The organism is Helicobacter pylori oki112, from assembly GCF_000600085.1.
GTDB classification, from domain to species: Bacteria; Campylobacterota; Campylobacteria; order Campylobacterales; family Helicobacteraceae; genus Helicobacter; species Helicobacter pylori_CY.
In genome coordinates this window covers 292,373-314,127 of record NZ_CP006821.1, presented here as the reverse complement: position 1 = coordinate 314,127, position 21,755 = coordinate 292,373, and the positions used below count along the sequence as shown (strand labels likewise).

The following is a 21,755-nucleotide window of genomic DNA, read 5'->3' as shown; positions in this document are numbered from 1 at the left end:
AACCCTCAAAGGTTTTTAAAACGCTCACACTAACGACAAACTCTCCAAAATACGCTTTTTAGACAATTCGCAATATTCTTTTTCAATCTCTAAACCCACGCTAGAACGCCCTAAAGCGTTGGCCTCTAAAATAGTCGTGCCAGATCCGCTAAAAGGATCAAAAATCGTGTCTTCTAGAAAAGAAAACAATTTAATGCAACGCCTGGGTAATTCCCTTGGGAATGGGGCTGGGTGTTTTAAGCGTTTTTTAGACTCTCCGCTAAAACTCCAAAGTCCGTTCGTATAGAGCAAAAATTCCTCTTTACTCATTGTAGAAGTTTGTTTTTGGCGTTTGTATTCGTTTTTATAAAAAACAACGATCAACTCCACAGGAGCGATCGCATAGGGTGCACTAGCTTGCAACCAACTCCCCCAAGCGGTGCGTCTTGAGATATTGCTTTCATTCCAAATAATCGTATTTTGGTATTTCCAACCGCATTCTTTAGCTATTGCAATCATATCTGCCCCCAAACTTTGCTTGCCATGTTTATTCGTATCCAAAGGGACATTCAAACACAACCTCGCTTGCTCCTTACCCCAAAAATAACAATTTTTAAGCCAATTTTTGCACCAATTCAAATAATCATCATAAGCCCTAAAATCATTACTCCCCTGATATTCAATGCTCAAATTATAGGGCGGTGAAGTAACGCACAAATCATAAAAACCTTTTTCAAAAGTCTCTAAAACGCTCGCATCGCCATGGTATAAATCCAATTTCTCCAAACTGAAATAAGGTTTCATAAAAGCCTTTTTAAATCTTCTAACAAATTTTCTATGCCCTTAATTTTAGAGCTTTGATCAAAATGGCTTTTGGCTAAATAAAGGCCGTCTAATTCATGCTCCATAACAATCCTGGCTTTTTTAGGCTTGTTTTTAAAACTGATTTCATCATCGTTATCCGGCGTTATCATAAAGACTTTAATGTGAGAAGTTATAGGCGATTGTAAAAGTTTTAATTTCCAGTAAGGCGTTTCTGTGAAACGCTCTCTAAACGAATTTTTTACCGACAAGATCGCTAGGATTTTGACATTATCCTTGTTGGTTTGATAAAGAATAATATCTCCATCAGGTAACACGCTATATTCTCCAAAATGCACCAATAAAGCCCGTTTGACTCTATCCAACTCGCCATTAATGCGTTTAGCCCTTAAGACTTTATCGTTCGTCATTTTGACATTGTTTTTAATACAAAAATCTTTCAATAAAAGTTCTATGATTTTTTCTAACGCTCTTCCAACCGCGCTGACAAAGCCTTGTCTGGCCAAAATACTAGCCTCTTCTTTGCTTTTATTTTGCTTAATATAATCGTTCATTTTATGATTCAAAAAGCGTTCTTTTTCTTGTGCATAAAAAACCTGTAAAAACTTGTAAGGCTCAGGTTGTCCTCTCATAAAATCTTTAAAACGCTCTAAAATAATATCCGCTAAACCCAATTCAAACACCTTAATCAACAGGAATCAATCAAATTATAATACAAAACCTTTTTATAATGGCTGGTGTTTTAAAATCCCTTTGGCTCTATATAAGGGATTAAAGAGAAGAGTTATTTCAAAATACCCTCTATCCTCTTAAGAGTTTTGCCATAGAATAAGTCTAAAACGATAAAACAAAGTTTTAAGAAGCAAATTTTTTAAAAACAAACACCAATATTCACTAACCGCACTAATCGCTTAAAGTCATAAGTCTTGATAGTGATTTTCAAACCCCTACACCCTATCCACGCTCAAAATTTCAGCGCTCGCTCTGGCTTTTTCATTACTCAATTCAATTTTATCGCCCCTTTTTAATGCCTCTAATTCTACCGCTTGATTATTTTTACTCACCAACGCCCCAAATTGGGGCAATTTCAAATGTGCATGAGCGAGTTTAAGGGCGTTTTCTAGCCTGTTTAAGCGCTCTGTTTTAGTGTGTAAAAAAGGGTTTGTAAAGAACTGGGTAGAAATCTTTTCTAAAAGCGTTTTTTTAAAGCGTAAAAATTCTAGGGTTTTATTTTCTAGAGCGATTGTTAGTTTTTCTAGTTTTAAAGCGTTTAAATGGTGCTTGTTTTCAAAACTCAATCGTTTTAAAAAATCCGCTAAATGCTCTAAATGCGCCTTTTTTTGATGGAGCAAAATTTTAAAAGAGCGGTGCAATTTCACATTAAACCCATCAAGTTTTTGCAACCATTCATCGCTATTAGGGAGCAAAATCTCCATCGCGTTTGAAGGCGTAGAAGCCCTTAAATCCGCCACTAAATCGCTCAATAAAAAATCGCTCTCATGCCCAATAGCTGACATGCTGAAAGTTTTAGCCAAATACAGAGCATCAGCGATTTTCTCATCATTGAAAGAATACAAATCCTCCATGCTCCCCCCACCCCTAGCCACTACAATCGCATCAAAAGCGTTTTTTGTGTCATGAAAACTATCCGCATAAGCGATGCTCTCCACCACGCTTTGAACGCACCCCTCCCCTTGCATTAAGGTATTGATACAGACTAATTCACATATCGGCCATCGTTTGGAAGCGATCTTTTGCATGTCCGCCCAAGCGGCTGAATTTTGAGAAGTGATGACTGCCACTCGTTTAGGAAAATGTGGTTTGGGCAATTTATTGGCTTCATCAAAATAGCCTTTAAGGCGTAATTTTTCTTTCAATTGCTCTAAAGCTAAAGTTAATGAACCTATCTCTTTAGGCTCTATTTCAAAGCAATTGATTTGATAATCCCCCCTTGGAACATACACGCTAATGCCCCCAAAAACAACCACTTCCTGCCCTTCTTTTAAAGCGAACTTGAGCCTGTTAGCGTTCCCTTTAAACAGCACGCATCTGATGACTGACTGGCTGTCTTTGAGCGAAAAATACGCATGGCCGCTCACCTTATGGATAGTCAAATTACTCACTTCCCCTTGAACCCTAACTTGCAAAAAAGTCGCTTCTAAAAGGGCTTTGATTTGCGCATTGATTTCGCTCACGCTCAATACATGCACCAACTCCCCCTTTTATAGCAAACGAGTGATGTCATTGAAAAGCCCTAAAAACATGACAAAAACCAAAAACCCCACCCCCGCTAGCCACAACGCATTTTGCATGGGTGTTGGCAAAGCGATATGAAAAATATTTTTAAAAACGACCCCTAGCATTTGCGCCCCATCTAGCACTGGAATGGGTAATAAATTTAAAATCCCTAAATTGATAGATAAAAACGCCCCAAACAACAAAAGCATGCTCACACTACTCGCATGGCTTAACGCTCCCACAATGCCTATTACCCCACTCAGTTCTTTAACTGAAGAGCTCCCCATAATCAAACGCCTTAAAGAATCCACGATCAAAACAACGCCCTCTTTAAACCGACTCAAGGCTTGCTTGAACGCCTGAATTAAGGAATAAGAAACAACGCCTGTTTTTTGCATGTCCGGCTTGATGCCTATTACTTTATATTTGATGATTTCATTAGGATCGTTAGAATCGCTTATTACCGCTACGATTTTAGGGGTCAGTCGTTTTTCTAAAATCTGATGGTTTCGCTCTATTTCTAAAACCAACTCGCCTCTAGAATGCACTACTACGCTTCTAATCTCTCTAAAACTCGCTATTTTTTCGTGGTTGATAGAAAGGATTTTATCCCCCTTTAATAGCCCGGCTTCTAGCGCGTTTTTGTCTAAATCGCCAATGATTGGCAGTAAGACTTTTTCCCCGCTCAATGCCAGAAAAAAATACACTAAAATCGCAAAAAGAAAATTAAAAAACACCCCCCCAAATAGTATCCATAGCTTTTGGAAAGGGCTTTTTTGCGCATAACTATCATTCGCACTTTCATTCGTTTCATTTTCTTCTTTATCCATGCCCTTTAATTTCACATAGCCCCCAAGCGGGATCAAAGACAAAGCGAATTGCGTGCCAAAAAGCTTAAAAAAACAGAGTTTTTTACCAAAACCAATACTAAACACTTCTACTTTCACCCCACAAATCCTAGCGATAGTGAAATGCCCTAATTCATGGACAAAGATTAAAAACGCCAGCATTAAAACCGCTACAATGAACATCATATCCCTAAAGGCTCTTTGGTGTTAGGATCTTTTATCATCGGCTCTTTTAAAGGCGTGCCCACTATAGGGGGCGTGGGTGCTGTGGTTTTTTGGTTTTCTTTATTTTCTTTTGGGGGTTTTTGCCACAACTCTGTCAAAGCCGCCGCTTTTTTAGGATCCATTTTGGCTAAAATTTTACCGAGTTCTTGGGGTTTTAGCGCCATTAAAATTTCTAAGGCGTTTTGAGTGGGTAAATTCTCTAAAATCAGAGCCGATTTAGAATCTTTCATTTTAGAATAAGTCTCGCCAATCTTGCTGTCTTTAGCCTGCTTGATTCCTCTTAAAATTTCTTCATTTTCTTCTATCAAATTTTTAAGGCGTTTCTTTTCTTCCGTTTGTAAGGTTTTAAAGGCTTCTTCTTTAGCCGCTAAATTTTTCAGTTTTTCTTCCACTTCTTTTTCTTTTTGGTTCAACAGATCGGTTTTTTCATCTAAAAGGCGGGCGTTTTCGGTTTGCAAGATCCTTAAAGACTGCTCTTTTTCGCTCAATTGGCGCAAATCGTCTTTCAATTCGGCTTTTTTAGATTCAAAAATCGCAGAACATTGCAACAATTCTTGCGCGGCTTCTTCGCTAAAGAGCGCTTGTAAAATCAAGCCCATTAACAAGATTTTACGCATGCAAGCCCTCTTTTTGCCAGTGTAAAATCATGGCGTTTTCGTCCAAAAGAGCCTGCTCTTTTTTTTCCAAAATTTCCTTTTCTTTTCGCTTTTCATTTTCTAAAATGATTTTAGCTTTTTCTAATTCCTGGTTAGCCAAAAGACACTCTTTTTCTAAAATTTTTAAATCCTTGTTTAAATTCTCGCCCTCTTGTTGGCAATATTCTATCTCCATTCTTAGAGCGCTTTTTAATTGCTGGATTTGTAAAAAAAGGCTCATTCCCCCCAACTCAGGGTTTTTAAACGTGCTCAATTGGGCTTGTTTATCCAAAACTTCTCGCTCGTTTTGTTGCAATTCTAAACGCTTGCTTTCAAGTTTTTGCTCTATTTTTTCTAACGCAAGGGTTTTTAATTGCACCAACACAGAAGCGAATTTTTTCATAGAAAAATCGTGTCTTCTCTTTCAGGGCTTGTAGAAATAAGGCCAATTTTTACCCCCACTTCTTTTTCAATAAAACGGATATACTCTCTAGCGTTTGGCTCTAAATCCTCTAATTTTCTCACGCCCACGCTTTTTTCCCAGCCTTTAAAAGTTTGATAAATCGGCATGCAATCTTTCAAATCGCTAGGGAAAGCCTCTAATCTTTCGCCCTTTCTTTCATAAGCCACGCACACCTTAATCGCATCAATCCCATCCAAAACATCTAATTTCATTAAAGCTAATTGCGTGCAACCATTCAAAGCGCAAGCGTATTTTAAAGCCACCAAATCCAACCACCCGCAACGCCTTGGGCGCTTGGTTGTCGTGCCAAACTCCGCACCTTTAGTCCTTAAATGATCGCCCATGGGTGTAGTGTCTTCGCTAGGGAAAGGCCCATTACCCACACGAGTGGAGTAGGCTTTCGTGATGCCTATCACTTCATTGATCGCTTTAGGGTTTAAGCCGGTGCTCACGCATGCGCTAGCGCTCGTGGTGTTAGAGCTTGTTACAAAAGGGTAAGTCCCTAAATCAATGTCTAAAAGCGTGCCTTGCGCCCCTTCTAGCAGGATTTTTTCACCCTTTTGGTTCGCTTCTATCAGCATGCTTGTCGTGTCTTTGATAAAGGGGCGGATTTTTTTAGCATAAGTTTTAAAATACTCCCTCAAATCTTTTTCGTAATCCTCGCCCAAATCATACGCTTCTTTAAAAGGCTCAATGGCTTTGAAATGCGCTTTTAGTTTCTCTTCTAATATGCTATCGTCTAATAAATCCCCCATTCTTATCCCGCTCCTGGCCATTTTATCCTCATAACAAGGGCCTATGCCTTTTTTAGTCGTGCCGATGTTTTGAGATTTTTCTTTAAAAGCGTCTTTTTTGGCATGATAAGGCAAGATCACATGGGCTCTATCGCTGATGAACAAACGATTTTCTAAATCCTCAAACGCGCTGATTTCTTCGCACAAATCCTTAATGCTCACGACCACTGCGCTAGAAATGATGTTCTTGCATTGGGGGTATAAAACCCCTGAGGGCATTAAATGCAAAGAATGCTTAACCCCCTTATGCACAATGGTATGCCCGGCATTATGCCCGCCTTGATAGCGCACCACAAAGTCGTAATCTTTAGCGATCCTATCAACAATTTTTCCCTTCCCCTCATCCCCCCACTGGATCCCCACAACAACATCTGCCATAAAATATTATCCTTAAAACAAAGTAGATTGGATTGTTTAAAAGCTTGTTAGAATACCAAAAAAAAGTAAAGAGCCTCTTTATAAGCCCTAAAAAGAGCTTAAAAACCTATCGTGTAATTGATATAGAACGCATACAAACGCCTGTAATCCACATCAGCCCCATTCGCTCTCAAATACCTTTGATTGATAACCGGGATTTTCACGCCAAATTCCATACCATGCTGAATGCTTTGAGACGCGCTCAAAAACCGGCGGTGCATGGTGCTGGCAAAATGAGCCCTTAAGCCCAAATTAAATAAAAATTGGAAATTCGTGGGAGTGGGGTATTCTTTAAACGAATTTTCAATTTGACCTCTTAAAGAGCTATCCCAAGTGTTGCCCGCTATTTGAATGCCCCCAAACACCCCCACATTCAAGGACTGATCGCTAAAAACCCTCCTGAAGATATTCCATAAAAAGTCTGTGCCGGCGCCATAAGTAAAGATATTCGCCTTAACAGCGCTACTAAGACTGCCCAATTGCGTAAAGCCATAATCAAAGAAAGCGTAATATCGTAAGCCTATATTCCTCTTGTTCCCAAAAAATTGCTTATAGCCCATTTGAATGCCAAAGCCATTAATAACCCCATGCTGAGAGCTTTTGCCTGGCCCAAATTGGGGCAAGTAGGGCTCATCGTAATGATTCAGCATCCCTCCTAGCTGTTTTAGATTCTCTTGGTAAGTAGCGATTCGATCCGAGATGGTTTTCACATCCTTTTGGAGCATTGATCCTGCACCACCGCTCTTATTCAAGCTTTCTGCGATCTGGCCTAGCTTTGCTGAAGAAGTGTCATTAAAAAGCTGCATTTGGGCTAAGAGCCCTTTTAAAAACACCGAATTACTATCCAGATTCACCCTTGTAAGCGCGTTTAAAAGCGCCACGCTCTCCGTGGCTAAGAGACTGAATTCATTTTGAGAACCATAGAGAACTTTTATAATCCCTACATATTCAGGAACTACTCCATTAATACTGCCATTATTACTATTATTAACCAAGTTATAAAGCACATTACTCAAATACACTTGCAAGGCTTGAACGCTATAAGCGTTTTTATTCGTCTCAAAGCGTTGCTCGATTTGGGGGAGTATTTTTTTAAACTGGGTTAATTCTAGGTTGTTGTTGCCAACAGCTGTATTAGTATTGACAATTTGATTGCCTATCCCTAAAAGAGCGTCCATGGTCGTGTTTGTCGCTAAGGCTAAAAGCCCATTACTCCCTGCCATACCCACTCCCACTTGGCGGAAATCATCAATGACATTATTCCTTAAAGTGCTGCCTTTGTTATTGATGTTTTGTTGCGCGCCGCCGATTTGATAGCCCACTCCCATATAAAAGCCATTATCTTCAGCTAACGCCATGCTTAAAGGAAGGCTAAAAAGCAGAGCGGTTTTTAAAAGCCCTTTTTTGAGCGCGTGGTATTGACCATAACCTTTTTTCATTCTTGTATTCTTTATCTCTTTTGTATTGGTGTTTTTCATCAAGAGCCTTCCTTAAAAACCGACTGAATAGCCCACATAGAAGCTAAAATTCCTCATATAGCTCGCGCTTGAGCCTTGGGTTGCGAAATATTTATGAGCGATAACAGGGATTTTCACCCCAAATTCTATCCCTTGGTCTAGCTTGTGCTTATTGAAATTGGTTTTTGCAAAGTTGGTACGCACGCCCAAATCAAACAAGAATTGGAACGAACTAGACTTGACATCAGGCCTTTGCCCGCTCAATAAATTCGTTACATTAGTGCTCCAAGTTTGCCCTGCGATTTGAGCACCAAAGAAAAGACCGATTGTAGTCCTTTCCCTCCTTCTAGAGCGTTCATACACATTGTATAAAAAATCCGTTCCTACCCCATAAGTAACAAGATTCGCTCCCACTTTTAAATTCGTATCGCCAAAATTCGCATAACCATAATCCAAAAACCCGTAATACCTTAAACCAATATTTTTCTTATGGGTGAAAAATTGTTTATAACCCATCTTAGCCCCAAAGCCGTTCATGCTCGCTGACTGGTAATCTCTGAGCGAAAAGAGGTTAGGGATATAAGAAATCTTATAAAGAGAACTAGCCGAAGATTCAAACTGGTTTAAGGTCGTATTGATGATGCCTATGACTCTGTCTAGCCCTTTTCTATAGATAAGCTGGTTCCCGCTAAAACAAGACGATGCGCTGCTACAAATATTTTTTTCAATAAAACTCCCTAACCCCAAAGTCTCACGATCTAAAGAAATCCCGCTCTTAATCAAAGCGTTGATCTCGCTCACCGTAGAATTAGCCCCTATCAAGCCCGTTTGCGAAGAAAAATTTTGCATGCCTGTGGCAATATCGCCCACACTCACGCCATTATACGCTCCATTAGTCCCGCCTGCGCCTAAAAGCATGACTTTCACAATGTTTTCGTATAGCTGTTGGTTATTATTATTTTGTTGGATTTTGCTCAAATCCACCTGCCCTAAAGCTAAAACGATGTTTTGAGCCACTGAGAGCATGCTGTCAGTGATACCGATTTGTTCTTTCCCTACATCCACCACCAAAGGCTTAATGACATTCTGACTGGCGTATTGTTGGGATAGATCCAATAGTTTTCCTAAAATCCCTAGAGATTGCTCTAAATTGACTAAGGCTTGGTATGATTGTCCGTTTGGTTGTGATGGTTGTGCATTGCCTTTCATGCTTTCACTCAAAAGAGTTTTTGTTTTATTCCCTAAAATATCCAAGTAATAGGATAAGGGAATGGCAGAAGTTTGCAACCTCACAGCCCCATCTCTAATCAACTGCTTTAATTCTTGCGCTTGAGTGAAGCCTGGATTTTTCAATTCCTGTCTGGCCAAACTCGTTTGATAATCTATGACAAAAAACGCCCCATCTTCTTCAGCGTTACACAAAGACATGCTCGTTAGCAAGGAAAGAGCGATCGTTTTTTTAAAGGAGTGGTTTTTCAAAAATATCCTTTTTGCTTTGGCTTTGATAAGTGATTTTACTTAATCCATAAAAAGAAACTTCCTAATTTTAAGATAATCATTCTTAATTTGCTATTAAGCGTTTCAAAAAAGCATCAAATTGACATCTTTTAAGCAAAATGTTATAATGCTCGCTTAATTTTAGTGGGGTGTTAGCTCAGTTGGGAGAGTGCAACGCTGGCAGCGTTGAGGTCAGGGGTTCGAACCCCCTACACTCCACCATTATTATTACGCCTATTCTCTTTCTTTATAGATCAAACCCATTTTCTTGCTAGTATTACCCATAATTAATTATAATCTTAGGAATTGTTTTTCATCAAGGGAGTTTGAGCGTGAGCAGTTTGTTTAAAATGCGCATTCTTAGTTTTAAAAAGAATAAGTGGGCAGTGTTTTCGCTCTATCTTTTTATCGCTTTATTAGCGCTTTCTCTTTTAGCCCCCTTATGGGTGAATGATCGCCCCTTATTCATCTATAAAGACAATAAGGCGTATTTCCCCATGTTCAAAAACTATGCGGAAGTGGAGTTTGGAGGCGATTTTTTCACCCCTACGGATTATAACGATCCTTATGTGCAAAACACGCTTTTAAAAGACGCTTTCATCATCCATGCACTCATCCCTTATAGCTACGATACAATCATTATGGATTTAGACTCGCCTGCCCCCACCCCCCCAAGCTTCAAACACCTTTTAGGCACAGACGATCAAGCCAGAGACGTGTTAGCCAGACTGGTTTATGGCTATCGTGTTTCGTTAGTGTTTGGGATTTTACTCACCCTTTTTAGCGTTCTTATTGGCGTGAGTTTGGGAGCGTTTCAAGGGTATTATGGAGGGTTAATAGATTTAGTGGGGCAAAGGTTGAGCGAGATTTGGAGCGCGATCCCCATGCTTTTTTTACTCATTGTGATTTCTAGCGCGTTCAATTCTAATTTTTGGATCATTTTATTTTTAGTCTTGCTCTTTAGCTGGATGGGGCTTTCTCAAGTCGTGCGCACGGAGTTTTTAAAAGCAAGGAATATGGACTACACCAAAGCCGCTAGAGCGCTTGGGGTGAATGATTTAAAAATCATTTTCTACCATGTTTTACCCAACGCTTTAGTAGCGACAATCACTTATGTGCCGTTTTTAATGGCGGCCAGTATTTCTACTTTAGTGTCTTTGGATTTTTTGGGTTTTGGCATGCCTATAGGGAGCGCGAGTTTGGGCGAATTGGTCAATCAAGGCAAGGATAACCTCACCACGCCCCATTTAGCCATCGTTGCGTTTGTAGCCATTAGCTTGTTGCTTTCTGTTTTGGTGTTCATTGGCGAAGGGGTGCGCGATGCTTTCAACGCTAACATGCTCAAATAAGGGGGTTACATGCTAGAAATCAAAAACTTGAACTGCGTTTTAAACGCGCATTTTTCGCTCCAAAACATCAATATTTCGTTAAATCCTAACGAAAGGGTGGCGATCGTGGGCGGGAGCGGGAGCGGGAAAAGCTCTATCGCTAATATCATCATGCGTTTAAACCCCAGATTCAAGCCCCATAATGGGGAGGTGTTGTTTGAAACAACCAACCTTTTAAAAGAAAGCGAAGAATTTATGCAGCATTTAAGGGGTAATGCGATAGCCTACATCGCTCAAGACCCCCTATCCAGCCTGAACCCCTTGCATAAAATCGGCAAGCAAATGAGTGAAGCCTATTTTTTACACCATAAAAACGCTTCTAAAACGCTCCTTAAAGAACAAGTTTTAAACGCCATGAAACAAGTCCAATTAGACGAAAAATTTTTGGATCGTTACCCTTATGAGTTGAGCGGAGGGCAACGCCAAAGGGTGTGTATCGCTATGGGCATTATTAATGTGCCCAAACTGCTCATTTGCGATGAGCCTACCACCGCATTAGATGCACAAATCCAAAACCAGATTTTAGACTTGCTCAAGCAATTGAGCGCGGAAAAAAACATCGCCCTTTTATTCATTAGCCATGATTTAAAGGCGGTCAAACGCTTGGCTGATAGGGTTTATGTGTTAAAAAAAGGCGAGATAGTAGAAACCAATTCCACTAAAGAGCTTTTTAATGACCCCAAGCACGAATATTCAAAACTCTTGATTCAAGCTTCAAACTTGCCCGCTAAAAATTTAAAAGCCCTAGATGAAACGCTTTTAGAAGTGAAGGATTTTAGCGTTTATTACTTGCAAAAACGCTTTTTTAGGCCTTCTCTAAAAAAGCCCCTTATCGCATCAGTGAATTTTTCCCTCAAAGCTAAGGAAAACATCGGCATCATTGGCGAAAGCGGGAGCGGGAAAAGCTCTCTAGCGTTAGGGCTTTTAAAACTCGCTTTAAATAGTGGGGAAGAAAAGATTTTAGGCCAAAGCGTGGGGCCTTTAAATTCTAAGGCGTTCAAACCCTACCGCAAGATCTTGCAAATGGTGTTTCAAGACCCTTACGCATCATTAAACCCTCGCTTAAGCATTCAAAGCATTTTAACAGAGGCTTTGCGCTTTGCTTACCCTAAAGCTTCCAAAGAAGAATGGCACCATTTAGCTGAACTTTGTTTAGAAGAAGTGTGTTTAAACCATGAATTGCTTAACTTTTACGCTTATGAGCTCAGCGGTGGGGAGCGCCAAAGAGTAGCGATCGCTAGAGCGATTGCCTTAAAACCTAAAATCATTCTTTTAGATGAGCCAACCTCTGCTTTAGACAAAAGCATTCAAAAAAGCGTGTTGGAATTGCTGTTGGATTTACAAGAAAAGCAGGATTTGAGCTATTTGTTTATCAGCCATGATTTAGATGTGATCAAAGCGTTTTGCGATAAGGTGTTAGTGATAAGTGAGGGGAAAGTCGTAGAAATGGGCACTATTAAAGAGGTGTTTGATAACCCCAAACACGCTTATACGAAGCGTTTGTTGGAGTCCAGGCTTTAAAGCTTTATTTTAAAATTCATGCCTTTAAGCGTTTTTAATCGCTTTTTTCTACAAACAAAACAAAGAAACTTGATAGGGGGCCGTTTTTGAATAAGGGTAGTTGTCAATAAAGAATGAAAAAACCTTGGATTCTTCAGGCAAAATCCTTTCTTTAAAGGTTTTTTCATAGCTTTTTTTGACAAACCATTTAAAAGCATGCTCTTCTACAAAATTGTGAGGGTTTTTAAGCACTTCTAGGCGTAAAACGCATTTGTTTAGACTGAATTTGGAATGGTTTTTGACTCCCACTTGCAAAGAAAAGGCGTTGCTATAACTTAAAGGGTTAGCGTGTAAGATGCGTGTTTCTATGGGGTAAATCGCTTGAGTGAGTAAAACCTTCAAAACAAAAGGCATGCTCAAAAACGCGCCCAAAAAAGCTGTTGTTGCTATATAGCTAGCTACACGGTTTCTTAAAAGCAGAGCCAAAAGGAGCAAAACTGTGCAAAAAAGGATTAAAACGCTCGCTATCAAAACGCTAATTAAAGTCGCTTGGCTTAAAAATCCCTTAAAAGACTCCAAAAAAGCTTGGATAAAGGCGAGAGATGCCATGCGTTTTTAAGGTTCTTTAGTCTCGGCAATACTAGATTTAACCTTGCTTTTAGTGTCAATCCAAATATTAGGCACAACCCCGCCTGGAGTGAGCATGATTTGAGCGTTATTATTCGTTTTTAACGCTTCATTAAACTGGCCTTGAACTTCAATTTGGCGCAGCCTTAAAAGCTTGTCGCTCAAGCTTTGTGAAATGCTTAAATTGGCTTGAGATTTCGCCTTAGCCTCAATCACGATCGCATCCGCCACGCCCTGAGCCTTAATCCTGTTAGCGTCCGCTTCCCCTTTAGCCAGAGCGACTTGTTTTTGAGCTTCTTGCTTATAGCGCTCCACCTCGTATTTCACCCTTTCTGATTCTTGGCGTGCGATTTGGACTTTTTCAATTTGCTCTTTAATCTTAGCGGGTAAGACGATTTCTCTCAATTGGATAGAGCTTAATTCCACAGGGGTGTTGGGGAGCTTAGAAACTTCTTTATTGATACCGCTATTAATAAGAGCGGCGATTTCATTGCGCTTAATGGGTAAATCTTCAGCCGGATAGCGCCCCACGACAGAGCGCACCACATCGCGCACCACAGGGTTGATGATCTTTTGCTCCCAAGACAAGCCATAAGTAGCGATCGTTTGGGGGGTGGTTTGGGGGTTTAGGCGGTATTGCACGGTGAGTTCAATAGAAACGGTCAAACCCCTACTATCCATCACATTAATAGCGTCGTTTCTAAAAATCCCTTGGTTTTTACCCGCCACGCCCATGTCTTCGGTGCGTGAAAAATTGATATTTCTGATCCTTGTATCCACAATGAGAATGTCTTGAATGATAGGCACAAAAAAGTGGATTCCTGGCTGTAAGGGGGTGGGTTCGTATTTCCCGGCGGTGATCTTAATGCCAATTTCTCCTGATCTAATCACTTCAAAAGGCTTGGCCAAAAAAGCGATAACGCCTAAAAGAACAATGACGATTAAAACCGATAGTTTTTTAGAATTAAAAGAGTTAGACGGCGGAATGAAACGCCCCCCATTATTAGGCGTATTAGGCGTGGGGTTTTCTCTTTGAGGATTTTTCTTTTTTAAATGTTCGTTCAAATCAATGGGCATGAATTTCCTTTTTAAATATTTTAACGGCGTTTGGGTTTTTTAGAATAATGATTCGTTTTAGGGTGTCTGTCTCTGTGCTGACCCTTTTTGAAAGAACGCGCTTGCTCATGTTGGTGCGTTTTTTTGTTAGAGGGTTTTGGTGTTTTTTCTTTAGGGTTTTGAATCGCATCAATTTCTTGCTGGTTCAAGCCGATTTTGCTGGTTTCAAACTGCAAACTCAAAAGTTTTAAAACCAATTGAGACGGCTCAAAAATTTCGGTAAGCTGTTCATAAAGACTGATAGTCCCTTCAGACACTTTAGCGTCATGCAAGGTTTTGATGATCTGATTTTCGTTAATGGTGGGGATTTCAAAAAGTTCAATCTCTGAATCAATTTCTTTTTGCATGCGTAAAAGCTCTTTGTATTCTAAGGGGGTTACTAAAGTGATCGCCATGCCTTTTTTGCCCGCTCGCCCGGTTCTCCCGATGCGATGGATATAGCTCTCGGTGTTTAGGGGCAAGTGGTAATTAAACACATGGCTTACACCGCTAATATCAAGCCCTCGGCTCGCCACATCCGTAGCCACCAACACATCAGCGTCATTTTTTTTAAACGCCATGATAGAAGCGCGCCGATCCCTTTGATCCATATCCCCATGCAAGGCGGTGCTTTTGTAATTTTTAGAAGCAAGGAATTGGTGCAATTCATCGGCCTCTTTTTTGGTGCGCGTGAAAACGATGCTCTTTTTGGGCGCTTGGGTGTCTAAAAGGCGCATGATCGCTTCAGCCCTCTCATGCTCATTGATCACATAAAAGCGTTGGGTGATGTCAGTGTTAGTGATATTAGAAGGAGCGATATGGATTTTAATAGGGTTTTCTAAAATCTTATCCGCTAGCCTTTTGATCGGCTCTGGTATCGTGGCTGAAAAAAGCAAAATCTGCACTTCGCTAGGGAGATAGTCAAAAATCTCTTCAATATCGTCTAAAAACCCCATATCCAGCATTTCATCGCTTTCATCTAAAACGACCACTTTAGGCACAAATTTATGGATGCGCTCGTTCTTTAAATGATCCAACAACCTTCCTGGTGTAGCGATCATCACTTGGGGGTTTTTCTTAATGAATTCGCATTGTTTTTTAACGCTCTGGCCTCCATACACGCACACGGTTTTAGTCCTGGTGTGTTTGCCCAATTTAAAAATCTCATCGCTAATTTGCATGGCTAATTCTCTAGTGGGCGTGATCACTAAGGCCTCTATGGTGTGGTTGTTTTTAAGGTTGTTGATAATGGGCAGAGCGAAAGCGGCGGTTTTTCCTGTGCCTGTTTGGGCTTGCGCGATGACATCTCGGCCTTGCAAAACAGCCGGAATGGCCTTTTCTTGAATGGGGCTTGGGGAAGTGAAGCCGGCTTCATAAACGGATTTTAAAACCGATTCTTTTAAGCCCAAATCATTAAAACTAGGCTTATGATAAGCGTCATCATCAATTTCTGTAGGGAGTGGTGGTTGATTCAATTCCATGGGAGATTCATACCTCAATTTAATTTGAAACTTTATAAAAAGCTAATAAAAGGCTAAAATTAAAATCTTTGATTTAAAGTTTATAAGATTTTTGAGTATAGCATAAAAATGCGCCCAATTAAGTTTAAAGTTTTTATAAAAGGCTTGTGCTAAAATAATTAGAATTAAGGAATAAAGAAAGGGTTTGATTGAAACGGGTGTTTTTGTGGCTTATTTTTGTATTAGCCTTCCACAAGCTTTTGGCCGAAAAAATAGGCGATATAGCGAGCGTGGTGGGCGTAAGGGATAACCAGCTGATTGGCTATGGGCTTGTGATTGGCTTGAATGGCACAGGGGATAAATCCGGCTCAAAATTCACCATGCAATCCATTTCTAACATGCTAGAGAGCGTGAATGTCAAAATCTCTGCAGATGATATTAAATCTAAAAATGTCGCTGCGGTGATGATTACAGCCTCCTTACCCCCCTTTGCAAGACAGGGCGATAAAATTGATATTCAAATTTCTTCTATTGGGGATGCAAAATCCATTCAAGGAGGGACTTTGGTGATGACCCCTTTAAATGCGGTAGATGGGAATATTTACGCTCTCGCTCAAGGGGCTATCACTTCGGGTAATTCCAGTAACTTGCTCTCAGCCACTATCATCAATGGAGCGACTATTGAAAGGGAAGTTTCGTATGATTTGTTCCATAAAAACGCCATGGTTTTAAGCCTAAAAAACCCTAATTTTAAAAACGCTATCCAAGTGCAAAACACTTTAAATAAGGTATTTGGCAATAAAGTAGCCATAGCACTAGATCCAAAAACCATTCAAATCACTCGCCCAGAGCGTTTTTCTATGGTGGAGTTTTTAGCCTTAGTGCAAGAAATCCCTATTAATTACAGCACGAAAAATAAGATCATTGTAGATGAAAAATCAGGCACGATCGTTTCAGGAGTGGATATAATGGTGCATCCTGTAGTGGTTACAAGCCAAGACATCACGCTGAAAATCACTAAAGAGCCTTTAAATGATTCTAAAAACACGCAGGATTTAGACAACAACATGTCCTTAGACACCGCTCATAACACGCTGAGTTCTAACGGGAAAAACATCACCATTGCTGGGGTGGTAAAAGCCTTACAAAAAATTGGCGTGAGCGCTAAGGGGATGGTTTCAATCTTGCAAGCCCTAAAAAAAAGCGGCGCGATTAGCGCTGAAATGGAGATACTATGATAAACAACAATAAAGCCATGTTAGAGCAATACAACGTTTCTAAATTAGCGAGCGAAGAGAAATTAAAAGCGCTAGCTCAAAATAAAAACGACAAGCTCCTCAAAGAACAAACCGATTCTTTTGAAGCACTGCTTTTAAAATTCATGCTGGATAGCGCTATGAAAATGGATAACCCTTTGTATCCTAAAGCCCCAGGCGATGAGATTTACACTTCCATGTATAAGGACACCCTCTCTAAAGAATTGAGCGGGAATTTTGGCTATAGCGAAATGCTGTTTAATTTCTTAAAAGAGCAAGAAAAACAAAAACCATGAAAAAATCCAAGCGTTTAAAACGCCCTTATTTAAAAAACTCCCCTTTGAAACGCTCTGATAAGGCTTCTTCTTTCAAGGGGTTGTTAAAAAAAGAGGATAATGTGATTTCATTAGAAAATTTTAAACCCAAAGAGAGCGAAGATTTATTAGAGAATTTTTCCAATAAAAAAGACATGCAAGAATTGCTAGGGCTTTTAAACCAATTTATTTTACAAAGCTACAAGGTGGAAAAGGAGTTTAAGGATTATAAAGCCCTCTATGAATGGGTCATAGAGATTTTACCGCAAGCCATTTGGGTAATGAATGAAAACGGGAGCTTTTTTTATAAAAATTCTTTAGCCAATCAAAGCCATGAGGTGTTCAATAAGGCTAAATTAGAAAATTTTAACACCGAAATTGAACATGAAAATAAAAGCTATTTAGTCCAACAAAACAGCATTCAAGGCAAGCAAATCATCACCGCAACCGATATTAGCGCTCAAAAACGCCAAGAGCGGCTCGCTTCTATGGGGAAAATTTCAGCGCATTTAGCCCATGAGATCAGAAACCCTGTAGGCTCTATCTCTCTTTTAGCTTCGGTGTTATTAAAGCATGCGAACGAAAAGACTAAGCCCATTGTTGTAGAATTGCAAAAAGCTTTATGGCGCGTGGAAAGAATCATTAAAGCCACCTTGCTTTTTTCTAAAGGCATTCAAGCCAACCGCACCAAGCAAAGTTTGAAAACGCTAGAGAGCGATCTCAAAGAAGCCCTAAATTGCTACACTTACTCTAAAGACATTGATTTTCTTTTTAATTTTAGCGACGAAGAAGGGTTTTTTGACTTTGATTTAATGGGGATTGTGTTACAAAATTTCTTGTATAACGCTATTGATGCGATTGAAGCCTTAGAAGAGAGCGAACAGGGTCAAGTGAAGATTGAAGCGTTCATTCAAAACGAATTTATTGTCTTCACTATTATTGATAACGGCAAGGAAGTGGAAAACAAAAGCGCTTTATTTGAGCCTTTTGAAACCACTAAATTGAAGGGTAACGGCCTAGGGTTAGCCCTGTCTTTACAAGTGGTTAAAGCCCATGAAGGGAGCATTGCGCTATTAGAAAATCAAGAAAAAACCTTTGAAATTAAGATTCTTAACGCTTCTTAATTTGGATAACTATCCCCCTTAAAAATGAGTTTTACTATAAAACAAAATTTTAAAAAGATTAAATAATATTAAATTGAATAGGGTTTATCAGTTTTTGACAAAAATAAGATCAAAACAATTTTTCATTAACTCTTTTGGTGTAGGATAGCGATCAAGGTTTTTATGAAAATAAAAGCCTAAAACAATTTTAAAAAAAAGGACTTTTGATGAAAACATTTGAAATTTTAAAACATTTGCAAGCGGATGCGATCGTGTTATTTATGAAAGTGCATAACTTCCATTGGAATGTGAAAGGCACCGATTTTTTCAATGTGCATAAAGCCACTGAAGAAATTTATGAAGAATTTGCGGACATGTTTGATGATCTCGCTGAAAGAATCGCTCAATTAGGACACCACCCCTTAGTCACTTTATCCGAAGCACTCAAACTCACTCGTGTTAAAGAAGAAACTAAAACAAGCTTCCACTCTAAAGACATCTTTAAAGAAATTCTAGGCGATTACAAACACCTAGAAAAAGAATTTAAAGAGCTTTCTAACACCGCTGAAAAAGAAGGCGATAAAGTTACCGTAACTTATGCAGACGATCAATTAGCCAAGTTGCAAAAATCCATTTGGATGCTAGAAGCCCATTTGGCTTAAGCTATCAAAAAGAAGCCAGCATGAGAGATTACAGCGAGCTTGAAATTTTTGAGGGAAACCCCTTAGACAAGTGGAATGACATTATTTTTCATGCGAGTAAAAAGCTTTCTAAAAAAGAGCTAGAAAGGCTTTTAGAGCTTTTGGCTCTTTTGGAAACTTTTATAGAAAAAGAAGACTTGGAAGAAAAGTTTGAATCTTTCGCTAAAGCTTTGAGAATGGATGAAGAGTTGCAGCAAAAAATAGAAAGCAGAAAAACAGACATTGTGATCCAATCCATGGCGAATATTCTCAGTGGGAATGAATGAGCTTATCCGCTATGGCTTGATATTTCTCTTTTTTTTAAAAGCGTTTGGGCTTGATTATGGGATAGATAAAACGCTAGAATTAAAAAAAGATGAAGTGTTTAAAGCGATCATCAAAGACACTTCAAATGAACAAACCAAAGAAATCATGTTCTATTGGACGCTATATGCAAATAAAGGTTTAGTCATCAACATGCGTTTTAACCATTTCCCTTACCAGTTTATTTTATACACCGATCATGCGAGAAACACCTATAACCTCAAAGTTTTTGAAGAAAAATTTTCTTCTAACAGCACTCTGTCGCTTGTGTTTAAAGATTTCAAAGAAGATAAAGCCACTTTAAGGCTTTTGGCCCTTATGCCCCTTGTTTTTTCTCCTAAAGAGCCTTAAGGAATTTGCATGCAAGAAAAACAACTTAAAACCATTCAAAATAAAATCGCTTCTTGGATCAAAGAAATAGAAAGCGGCTTTATAGATGCATTGTTTTCTAAGATTGGCCCTTCAAAAATGCTGCGCTCCAAACTCATGCTCGCTTTGTTAGACGAAAAAACAGACACTATTTTATTAGATAAAGCCTTCAATTTGTGTGCGATTGTAGAAATGATACAGACCGCTTCTTTATTGCATGATGATGTGATTGACAAAGCGACCATGCGCCGAAAGCTCCCCAGCATTAACGCTCTTTTTGGGAATTTTAACGCCGTGATGCTTGGGGATGTGTTTTATTCTAAAGCCTTTTTTGAATTGTCTAAAATGGGTGAAGTAATCGCTCAAATCCTCTCTAATGCGGTTTTAAGGCTCTCTAGGGGCGAGATTGAAGATGTGTTTGTGGGGGGAAGTTTTAATAGCGACAAACAAAAATACTGGCGCATTTTAGAAGACAAGACCGCTCATTTCATGGAAGCGAGCCTAAAGAGCATGGCGATTCTTTTAAATAAAGACGCCAAAATGTATGCGGATTTTGGACTGCATTTTGGCATGGCGTTTCAAATCATTGATGATTTATTAGACATCACTCAAGACGCCAAAACTCTAGGTAAGCCCAATTTTAGCGATTTTAAAGAGGGCAAGACCACTTTACCTTACTTGCTTTTATATGAAAAATTGAATCCGCATGAGCAAGGGCTTTTAATTTCTTATTTTAAACAAGATAGTCATGAAATCATAGAATGGACTAAGGAAAAATTCAAGCAATATGGTATCATAGAAGAAACCCTTAAAACCGCTCAAGTTTATTCTAAAAAGGCCCTTGAAGCCATTAAAGGGGAAAACAATTTGGTTTTAGAAAAACTAGCGCAAGATGTCATTTATAGGACTTTTTAATGGAGTTAGAAACTCATTTGTCAAAATATTTCACCCTAGCCTTTACGCATAAAAGCATGAGCTTAGAAATGCGAGAAAAACTCGCTATCAATTCGAGTGCAACGCTTAAAGAATTTTTACAAACCATTAAAAACCATTGCCCTAACATCAAAGAGTGCATGGTGTTATCCACATGCAATCGCTTTGAAATCTATGCGAGCCTAAAACACGGCGCTAATACTAATGAACAAAAAAACGCGTTATTAAAAATCCTGGCTCAAAATAAAAAAATGAGCGTGTCTGATTTAGAAAAATGCGTTTTAATCAATACTGATGAAAGCGCCGTCCATCATGTCTTTAGCGTGTGCAGCAGTTTGGATAGCCTAGTGGTGGGAGAAACTCAAATCACAGGGCAGATGAAAAACGCCTATAAATTCGCTTTTGAAGAGAAATTTTGCTCTAAAGATTTAACCCGATTGCTCCATTTTGCTTTCAAATGCGCCGCTAAAGTGCGCAATCTAACCGGCATTTCCAAGCAAGGGGTCTCCATCTCTTCAGTGGCGGTCAAAGAAGCGCTTAATATTTTTGAAAAAGAAAGGATTAAGGATAAAAAAGCCCTTGTGATAGGGCTTGGCGAGATGGCTCAATTGGTCATCAAACACCTTTTGAACAAGCAATTTGAAGTGCTTATTTTAGGGCGTAATGCGGCTAAATTTGAAGATTTCATCAAAGAATTAGAAGAACCTAAAAAAGTGAGCTTTCAAAATATAGAAAATTTAAACGCTCATATCAATGAATACGAACTGCTTTTTTGCGCCACTTCTTCGCCGCATTTTATCGTGCAAAATGGCATGTTAAAAGAAACGATTTTCAGGCGTTTTTGGTTTGATTTAGCCGTGCCACGAAACATTGAAAAGCCGGTATTGGATAATATTTTCCTATACAGCGTTGATGATTTAGAGCCTATGGTGAGAGAAAATGTGGAAAACAGGCAAGAGAGCAGGACGAAAGCTTATGAGATTGTAGGGCTTGCCACAATGGAGTTTTACCAATGGATCCAAAGTTTGGAAGTAGAGCCTGTGATTAAGGATTTAAGGGAATTGGCTAGGATTTCAGCCCAAAGGGAATTGCAAAAAGCGCTTAAAAAACGCTATGTGCCTAAAGAATACGAAAACAACATTGAGAAGATCTTGCACAACGCTTTCAATACCTTTTTACACCACCCCACCATCGCCTTAAAGAAGAACGCTCAAAAAGAAGAATCCGATGTGCTTGTGGGCGCAATTAAAAACTTATTTAATTTAGACAAATCTAACGCTAATCATGCCCAGAATTTAAATCTCTATAAATGCGAATATTACGAGGAATAA

At 39.3% G+C, this 21,755-nt stretch carries 22 protein-coding genes and 1 tRNA gene; 11 read left to right on the top strand and 12 right to left on the bottom strand.

What is annotated here, in order from left to right; translation table 11 throughout:
- Nucleotides 1-24: 24 nt before the first annotated feature.
- The 9 genes from HPOKI112_RS01525 to hopF form a co-directional block, all read right to left on the bottom strand.
- A complete protein-coding gene (locus tag HPOKI112_RS01525; RefSeq protein WP_025309633.1) occupies nt 25-783 on the bottom strand; it encodes a DNA-methyltransferase in 759 nt (252 codons plus the stop codon).
- Nucleotides 780-1,475 carry a BsaWI family type II restriction enzyme gene (locus HPOKI112_RS01520; protein ID WP_025276680.1) on the bottom strand — a complete coding sequence of 232 codons (696 nt, stop codon included), beginning with the start codon at nt 1,473-1,475 and terminating at the stop codon, nt 780-782. The genes HPOKI112_RS01525 and HPOKI112_RS01520 overlap by 4 nt, the downstream gene beginning before the upstream one ends.
- Before the next feature lie 273 nt (nt 1,476-1,748).
- Nucleotides 1,749-3,011, bottom strand: a complete 1,263-nt coding sequence (xseA, locus tag HPOKI112_RS01515; RefSeq protein ID WP_025309632.1) for an exodeoxyribonuclease VII large subunit — start codon at nt 3,009-3,011, stop codon at nt 1,749-1,751.
- Nucleotides 3,012-3,023: 12 nt separating this feature from the next.
- A complete protein-coding gene (gene rseP, locus HPOKI112_RS01510; RefSeq protein ID WP_120916319.1) occupies nt 3,024-4,070 on the bottom strand; it encodes an RIP metalloprotease RseP in 1,047 nt (348 codons plus the stop codon).
- Nucleotides 4,070-4,729, bottom strand: coding sequence for a MotE family protein (locus tag HPOKI112_RS01505; RefSeq protein ID WP_025276677.1), 660 nt, complete (start codon nt 4,727-4,729; stop codon nt 4,070-4,072). The genes rseP and HPOKI112_RS01505 overlap by 1 nt, the downstream gene beginning before the upstream one ends.
- On the bottom strand, nt 4,722-5,150 hold the full coding sequence (locus HPOKI112_RS01500) for a flagellar FliJ family protein (protein WP_025276676.1): 429 nt from the start codon (nt 5,148-5,150) through the stop codon (nt 4,722-4,724). The genes HPOKI112_RS01505 and HPOKI112_RS01500 overlap by 8 nt, the downstream gene beginning before the upstream one ends.
- The gene (gene purA / locus HPOKI112_RS01495) at nt 5,147-6,382 is read right to left on the bottom strand and encodes an adenylosuccinate synthase (RefSeq protein ID WP_025309631.1); all 1,236 of its coding nucleotides are present in this window, start codon (nt 6,380-6,382) and stop codon (nt 5,147-5,149) included. Before purA ends, HPOKI112_RS01500 begins: the two co-directional genes overlap by 4 nt.
- Before the next feature lie 98 nt (nt 6,383-6,480).
- A complete protein-coding gene (gene hopG / locus HPOKI112_RS01490) occupies nt 6,481-7,899 on the bottom strand; it encodes a Hop family outer membrane protein HopG (RefSeq protein ID WP_025309630.1) in 1,419 nt (472 codons plus the stop codon).
- A 12-nt stretch (nt 7,900-7,911) separates the two neighbouring features.
- Entirely contained in the window at nt 7,912-9,357 is a 1,446-nt protein-coding gene (hopF, locus tag HPOKI112_RS01485) for a Hop family outer membrane protein HopF (protein ID WP_025309629.1), read from the bottom strand.
- 164 nt (nt 9,358-9,521) lie between these two features.
- On the opposite strand from hopF, the gene HPOKI112_RS01480 reads away from it, so the two are divergent.
- The 3 genes from HPOKI112_RS01480 to nikE all read left to right on the top strand — a co-directional run bounded on the left by HPOKI112_RS01480 (nt 9,522) and on the right by nikE (nt 12,284).
- A tRNA-Ala gene (locus HPOKI112_RS01480) sits at nt 9,522-9,597 on the top strand.
- A gap of 104 nt (nt 9,598-9,701) precedes the next feature.
- Nucleotides 9,702-10,724 (top strand): ABC transporter permease, encoded by a 1,023-nt coding sequence (locus HPOKI112_RS01475; RefSeq protein ID WP_025309628.1) that lies wholly within the window; start codon nt 9,702-9,704, stop codon nt 10,722-10,724.
- Between the two features lie 9 nt (nt 10,725-10,733).
- Entirely contained in the window at nt 10,734-12,284 is a 1,551-nt protein-coding gene (nikE, locus tag HPOKI112_RS01470; RefSeq protein ID WP_025309627.1) for a nickel ABC transporter ATP-binding protein NikE, read from the top strand.
- 48 nt (nt 12,285-12,332) lie between these two features.
- Here nikE and HPOKI112_RS01465 read toward each other — a convergent pair whose 3' ends face one another.
- Genes HPOKI112_RS01465 through HPOKI112_RS01455 form a run of 3 tightly spaced genes read right to left on the bottom strand, consistent with a single transcriptional unit; the run spans nt 12,333 to nt 15,466 of the window.
- Nucleotides 12,333-12,872, bottom strand: a complete 540-nt coding sequence (locus HPOKI112_RS01465; RefSeq protein WP_025276670.1) for a DUF2393 domain-containing protein — start codon at nt 12,870-12,872, stop codon at nt 12,333-12,335.
- Between the two features lie 6 nt (nt 12,873-12,878).
- The gene (locus HPOKI112_RS01460; protein WP_025309626.1) at nt 12,879-13,967 is read right to left on the bottom strand and encodes a prohibitin family protein; all 1,089 of its coding nucleotides are present in this window, start codon (nt 13,965-13,967) and stop codon (nt 12,879-12,881) included.
- Between the two features lie 20 nt (nt 13,968-13,987).
- Nucleotides 13,988-15,466, bottom strand: coding sequence for a DEAD/DEAH box helicase (locus HPOKI112_RS01455; protein ID WP_025309625.1), 1,479 nt, complete (start codon nt 15,464-15,466; stop codon nt 13,988-13,990).
- A gap of 188 nt (nt 15,467-15,654) precedes the next feature.
- Between HPOKI112_RS01455 and HPOKI112_RS01450 the strand changes: the two genes are divergently transcribed.
- From HPOKI112_RS01450 to hemA, 8 genes are all read left to right on the top strand, one after another.
- Nucleotides 15,655-16,683, top strand: a complete 1,029-nt coding sequence (locus tag HPOKI112_RS01450; RefSeq protein ID WP_025275627.1) for a flagellar basal body P-ring protein FlgI — start codon at nt 15,655-15,657, stop codon at nt 16,681-16,683.
- A complete protein-coding gene (locus HPOKI112_RS01445) occupies nt 16,680-16,997 on the top strand; it encodes a hypothetical protein (RefSeq protein WP_000609406.1) in 318 nt (105 codons plus the stop codon). Before HPOKI112_RS01450 ends, HPOKI112_RS01445 begins: the two co-directional genes overlap by 4 nt.
- Nucleotides 16,994-18,139 (top strand): acid survival sensor histidine kinase, encoded by a 1,146-nt coding sequence (gene flgS, locus HPOKI112_RS01440; protein WP_000748796.1) that lies wholly within the window; start codon nt 16,994-16,996, stop codon nt 18,137-18,139. The genes HPOKI112_RS01445 and flgS overlap by 4 nt, the downstream gene beginning before the upstream one ends.
- 206 nt (nt 18,140-18,345) lie before the next feature.
- Nucleotides 18,346-18,780: a DNA starvation/stationary phase protection protein gene (gene dps / locus HPOKI112_RS01435; protein WP_000846455.1), complete on the top strand. Its 435-nt coding sequence runs from the start codon at nt 18,346-18,348 to the stop codon at nt 18,778-18,780.
- Between the two features lie 20 nt (nt 18,781-18,800).
- Complete coding sequence (locus tag HPOKI112_RS01430) at nt 18,801-19,085, top strand: DUF2018 family protein (protein ID WP_001206051.1); 285 nt, start codon at nt 18,801-18,803, stop codon at nt 19,083-19,085.
- On the top strand, nt 19,078-19,473 hold the full coding sequence (locus tag HPOKI112_RS01425) for a hypothetical protein (protein ID WP_025309624.1): 396 nt from the start codon (nt 19,078-19,080) through the stop codon (nt 19,471-19,473). Before HPOKI112_RS01430 ends, HPOKI112_RS01425 begins: the two co-directional genes overlap by 8 nt.
- Before the next feature lie 9 nt (nt 19,474-19,482).
- Entirely contained in the window at nt 19,483-20,406 is a 924-nt protein-coding gene (locus tag HPOKI112_RS01420) for a polyprenyl synthetase family protein (protein ID WP_025275625.1), read from the top strand.
- Nucleotides 20,406-21,755 carry a glutamyl-tRNA reductase gene (gene hemA, locus HPOKI112_RS01415; protein WP_025309623.1) on the top strand — a complete coding sequence of 450 codons (1,350 nt, stop codon included), beginning with the start codon at nt 20,406-20,408 and terminating at the stop codon, nt 21,753-21,755. The genes HPOKI112_RS01420 and hemA overlap by 1 nt, the downstream gene beginning before the upstream one ends.

Bases quoted from the DNA above. Each gene is read 5' to 3' on its own strand.
- nikE (WP_025309627.1), top strand. From the start codon at position 10,734: ATGCTAGAAATCAAAAACTTGAACTGCGTTTTAAACGCGCATTTTTCG.
- HPOKI112_RS01500 (WP_025276676.1), bottom strand. From the start codon at position 5,150: ATGAAAAAATTCGCTTCTGTGTTGGTGCAATTAAAAACCCTTGCGTTA.
- HPOKI112_RS01465 (WP_025276670.1), bottom strand. From the start codon at position 12,872: ATGGCATCTCTCGCCTTTATCCAAGCTTTTTTGGAGTCTTTTAAGGGA.
- dps (WP_000846455.1), top strand. From the start codon at position 18,346: ATGAAAACATTTGAAATTTTAAAACATTTGCAAGCGGATGCGATCGTG.
- HPOKI112_RS01430 (WP_001206051.1), top strand. From the start codon at position 18,801: ATGAGAGATTACAGCGAGCTTGAAATTTTTGAGGGAAACCCCTTAGAC.
- hemA (WP_025309623.1), top strand. From the start codon at position 20,406: ATGGAGTTAGAAACTCATTTGTCAAAATATTTCACCCTAGCCTTTACG.
- flgS (WP_000748796.1), top strand. From the start codon at position 16,994: ATGAAAAAATCCAAGCGTTTAAAACGCCCTTATTTAAAAAACTCCCCT.
- HPOKI112_RS01525 (WP_025309633.1), bottom strand. From the start codon at position 783: ATGAAACCTTATTTCAGTTTGGAGAAATTGGATTTATACCATGGCGAT.
- HPOKI112_RS01445 (WP_000609406.1), top strand. From the start codon at position 16,680: ATGATAAACAACAATAAAGCCATGTTAGAGCAATACAACGTTTCTAAA.
- HPOKI112_RS01505 (WP_025276677.1), bottom strand. From the start codon at position 4,729: ATGCGTAAAATCTTGTTAATGGGCTTGATTTTACAAGCGCTCTTTAGC.
- HPOKI112_RS01460 (WP_025309626.1), bottom strand. From the start codon at position 13,967: ATGCCCATTGATTTGAACGAACATTTAAAAAAGAAAAATCCTCAAAGA.
- purA (WP_025309631.1), bottom strand. From the start codon at position 6,382: ATGGCAGATGTTGTTGTGGGGATCCAGTGGGGGGATGAGGGGAAGGGA.
- HPOKI112_RS01455 (WP_025309625.1), bottom strand. From the start codon at position 15,466: ATGGAATTGAATCAACCACCACTCCCTACAGAAATTGATGATGACGCT.
- hopG (WP_025309630.1), bottom strand. From the start codon at position 7,899: ATGAAAAACACCAATACAAAAGAGATAAAGAATACAAGAATGAAAAAA.
- HPOKI112_RS01425 (WP_025309624.1), top strand. From the start codon at position 19,078: ATGAATGAGCTTATCCGCTATGGCTTGATATTTCTCTTTTTTTTAAAA.
- HPOKI112_RS01420 (WP_025275625.1), top strand. From the start codon at position 19,483: ATGCAAGAAAAACAACTTAAAACCATTCAAAATAAAATCGCTTCTTGG.
- rseP (WP_120916319.1), bottom strand. From the start codon at position 4,070: ATGTTCATTGTAGCGGTTTTAATGCTGGCGTTTTTAATCTTTGTCCAT.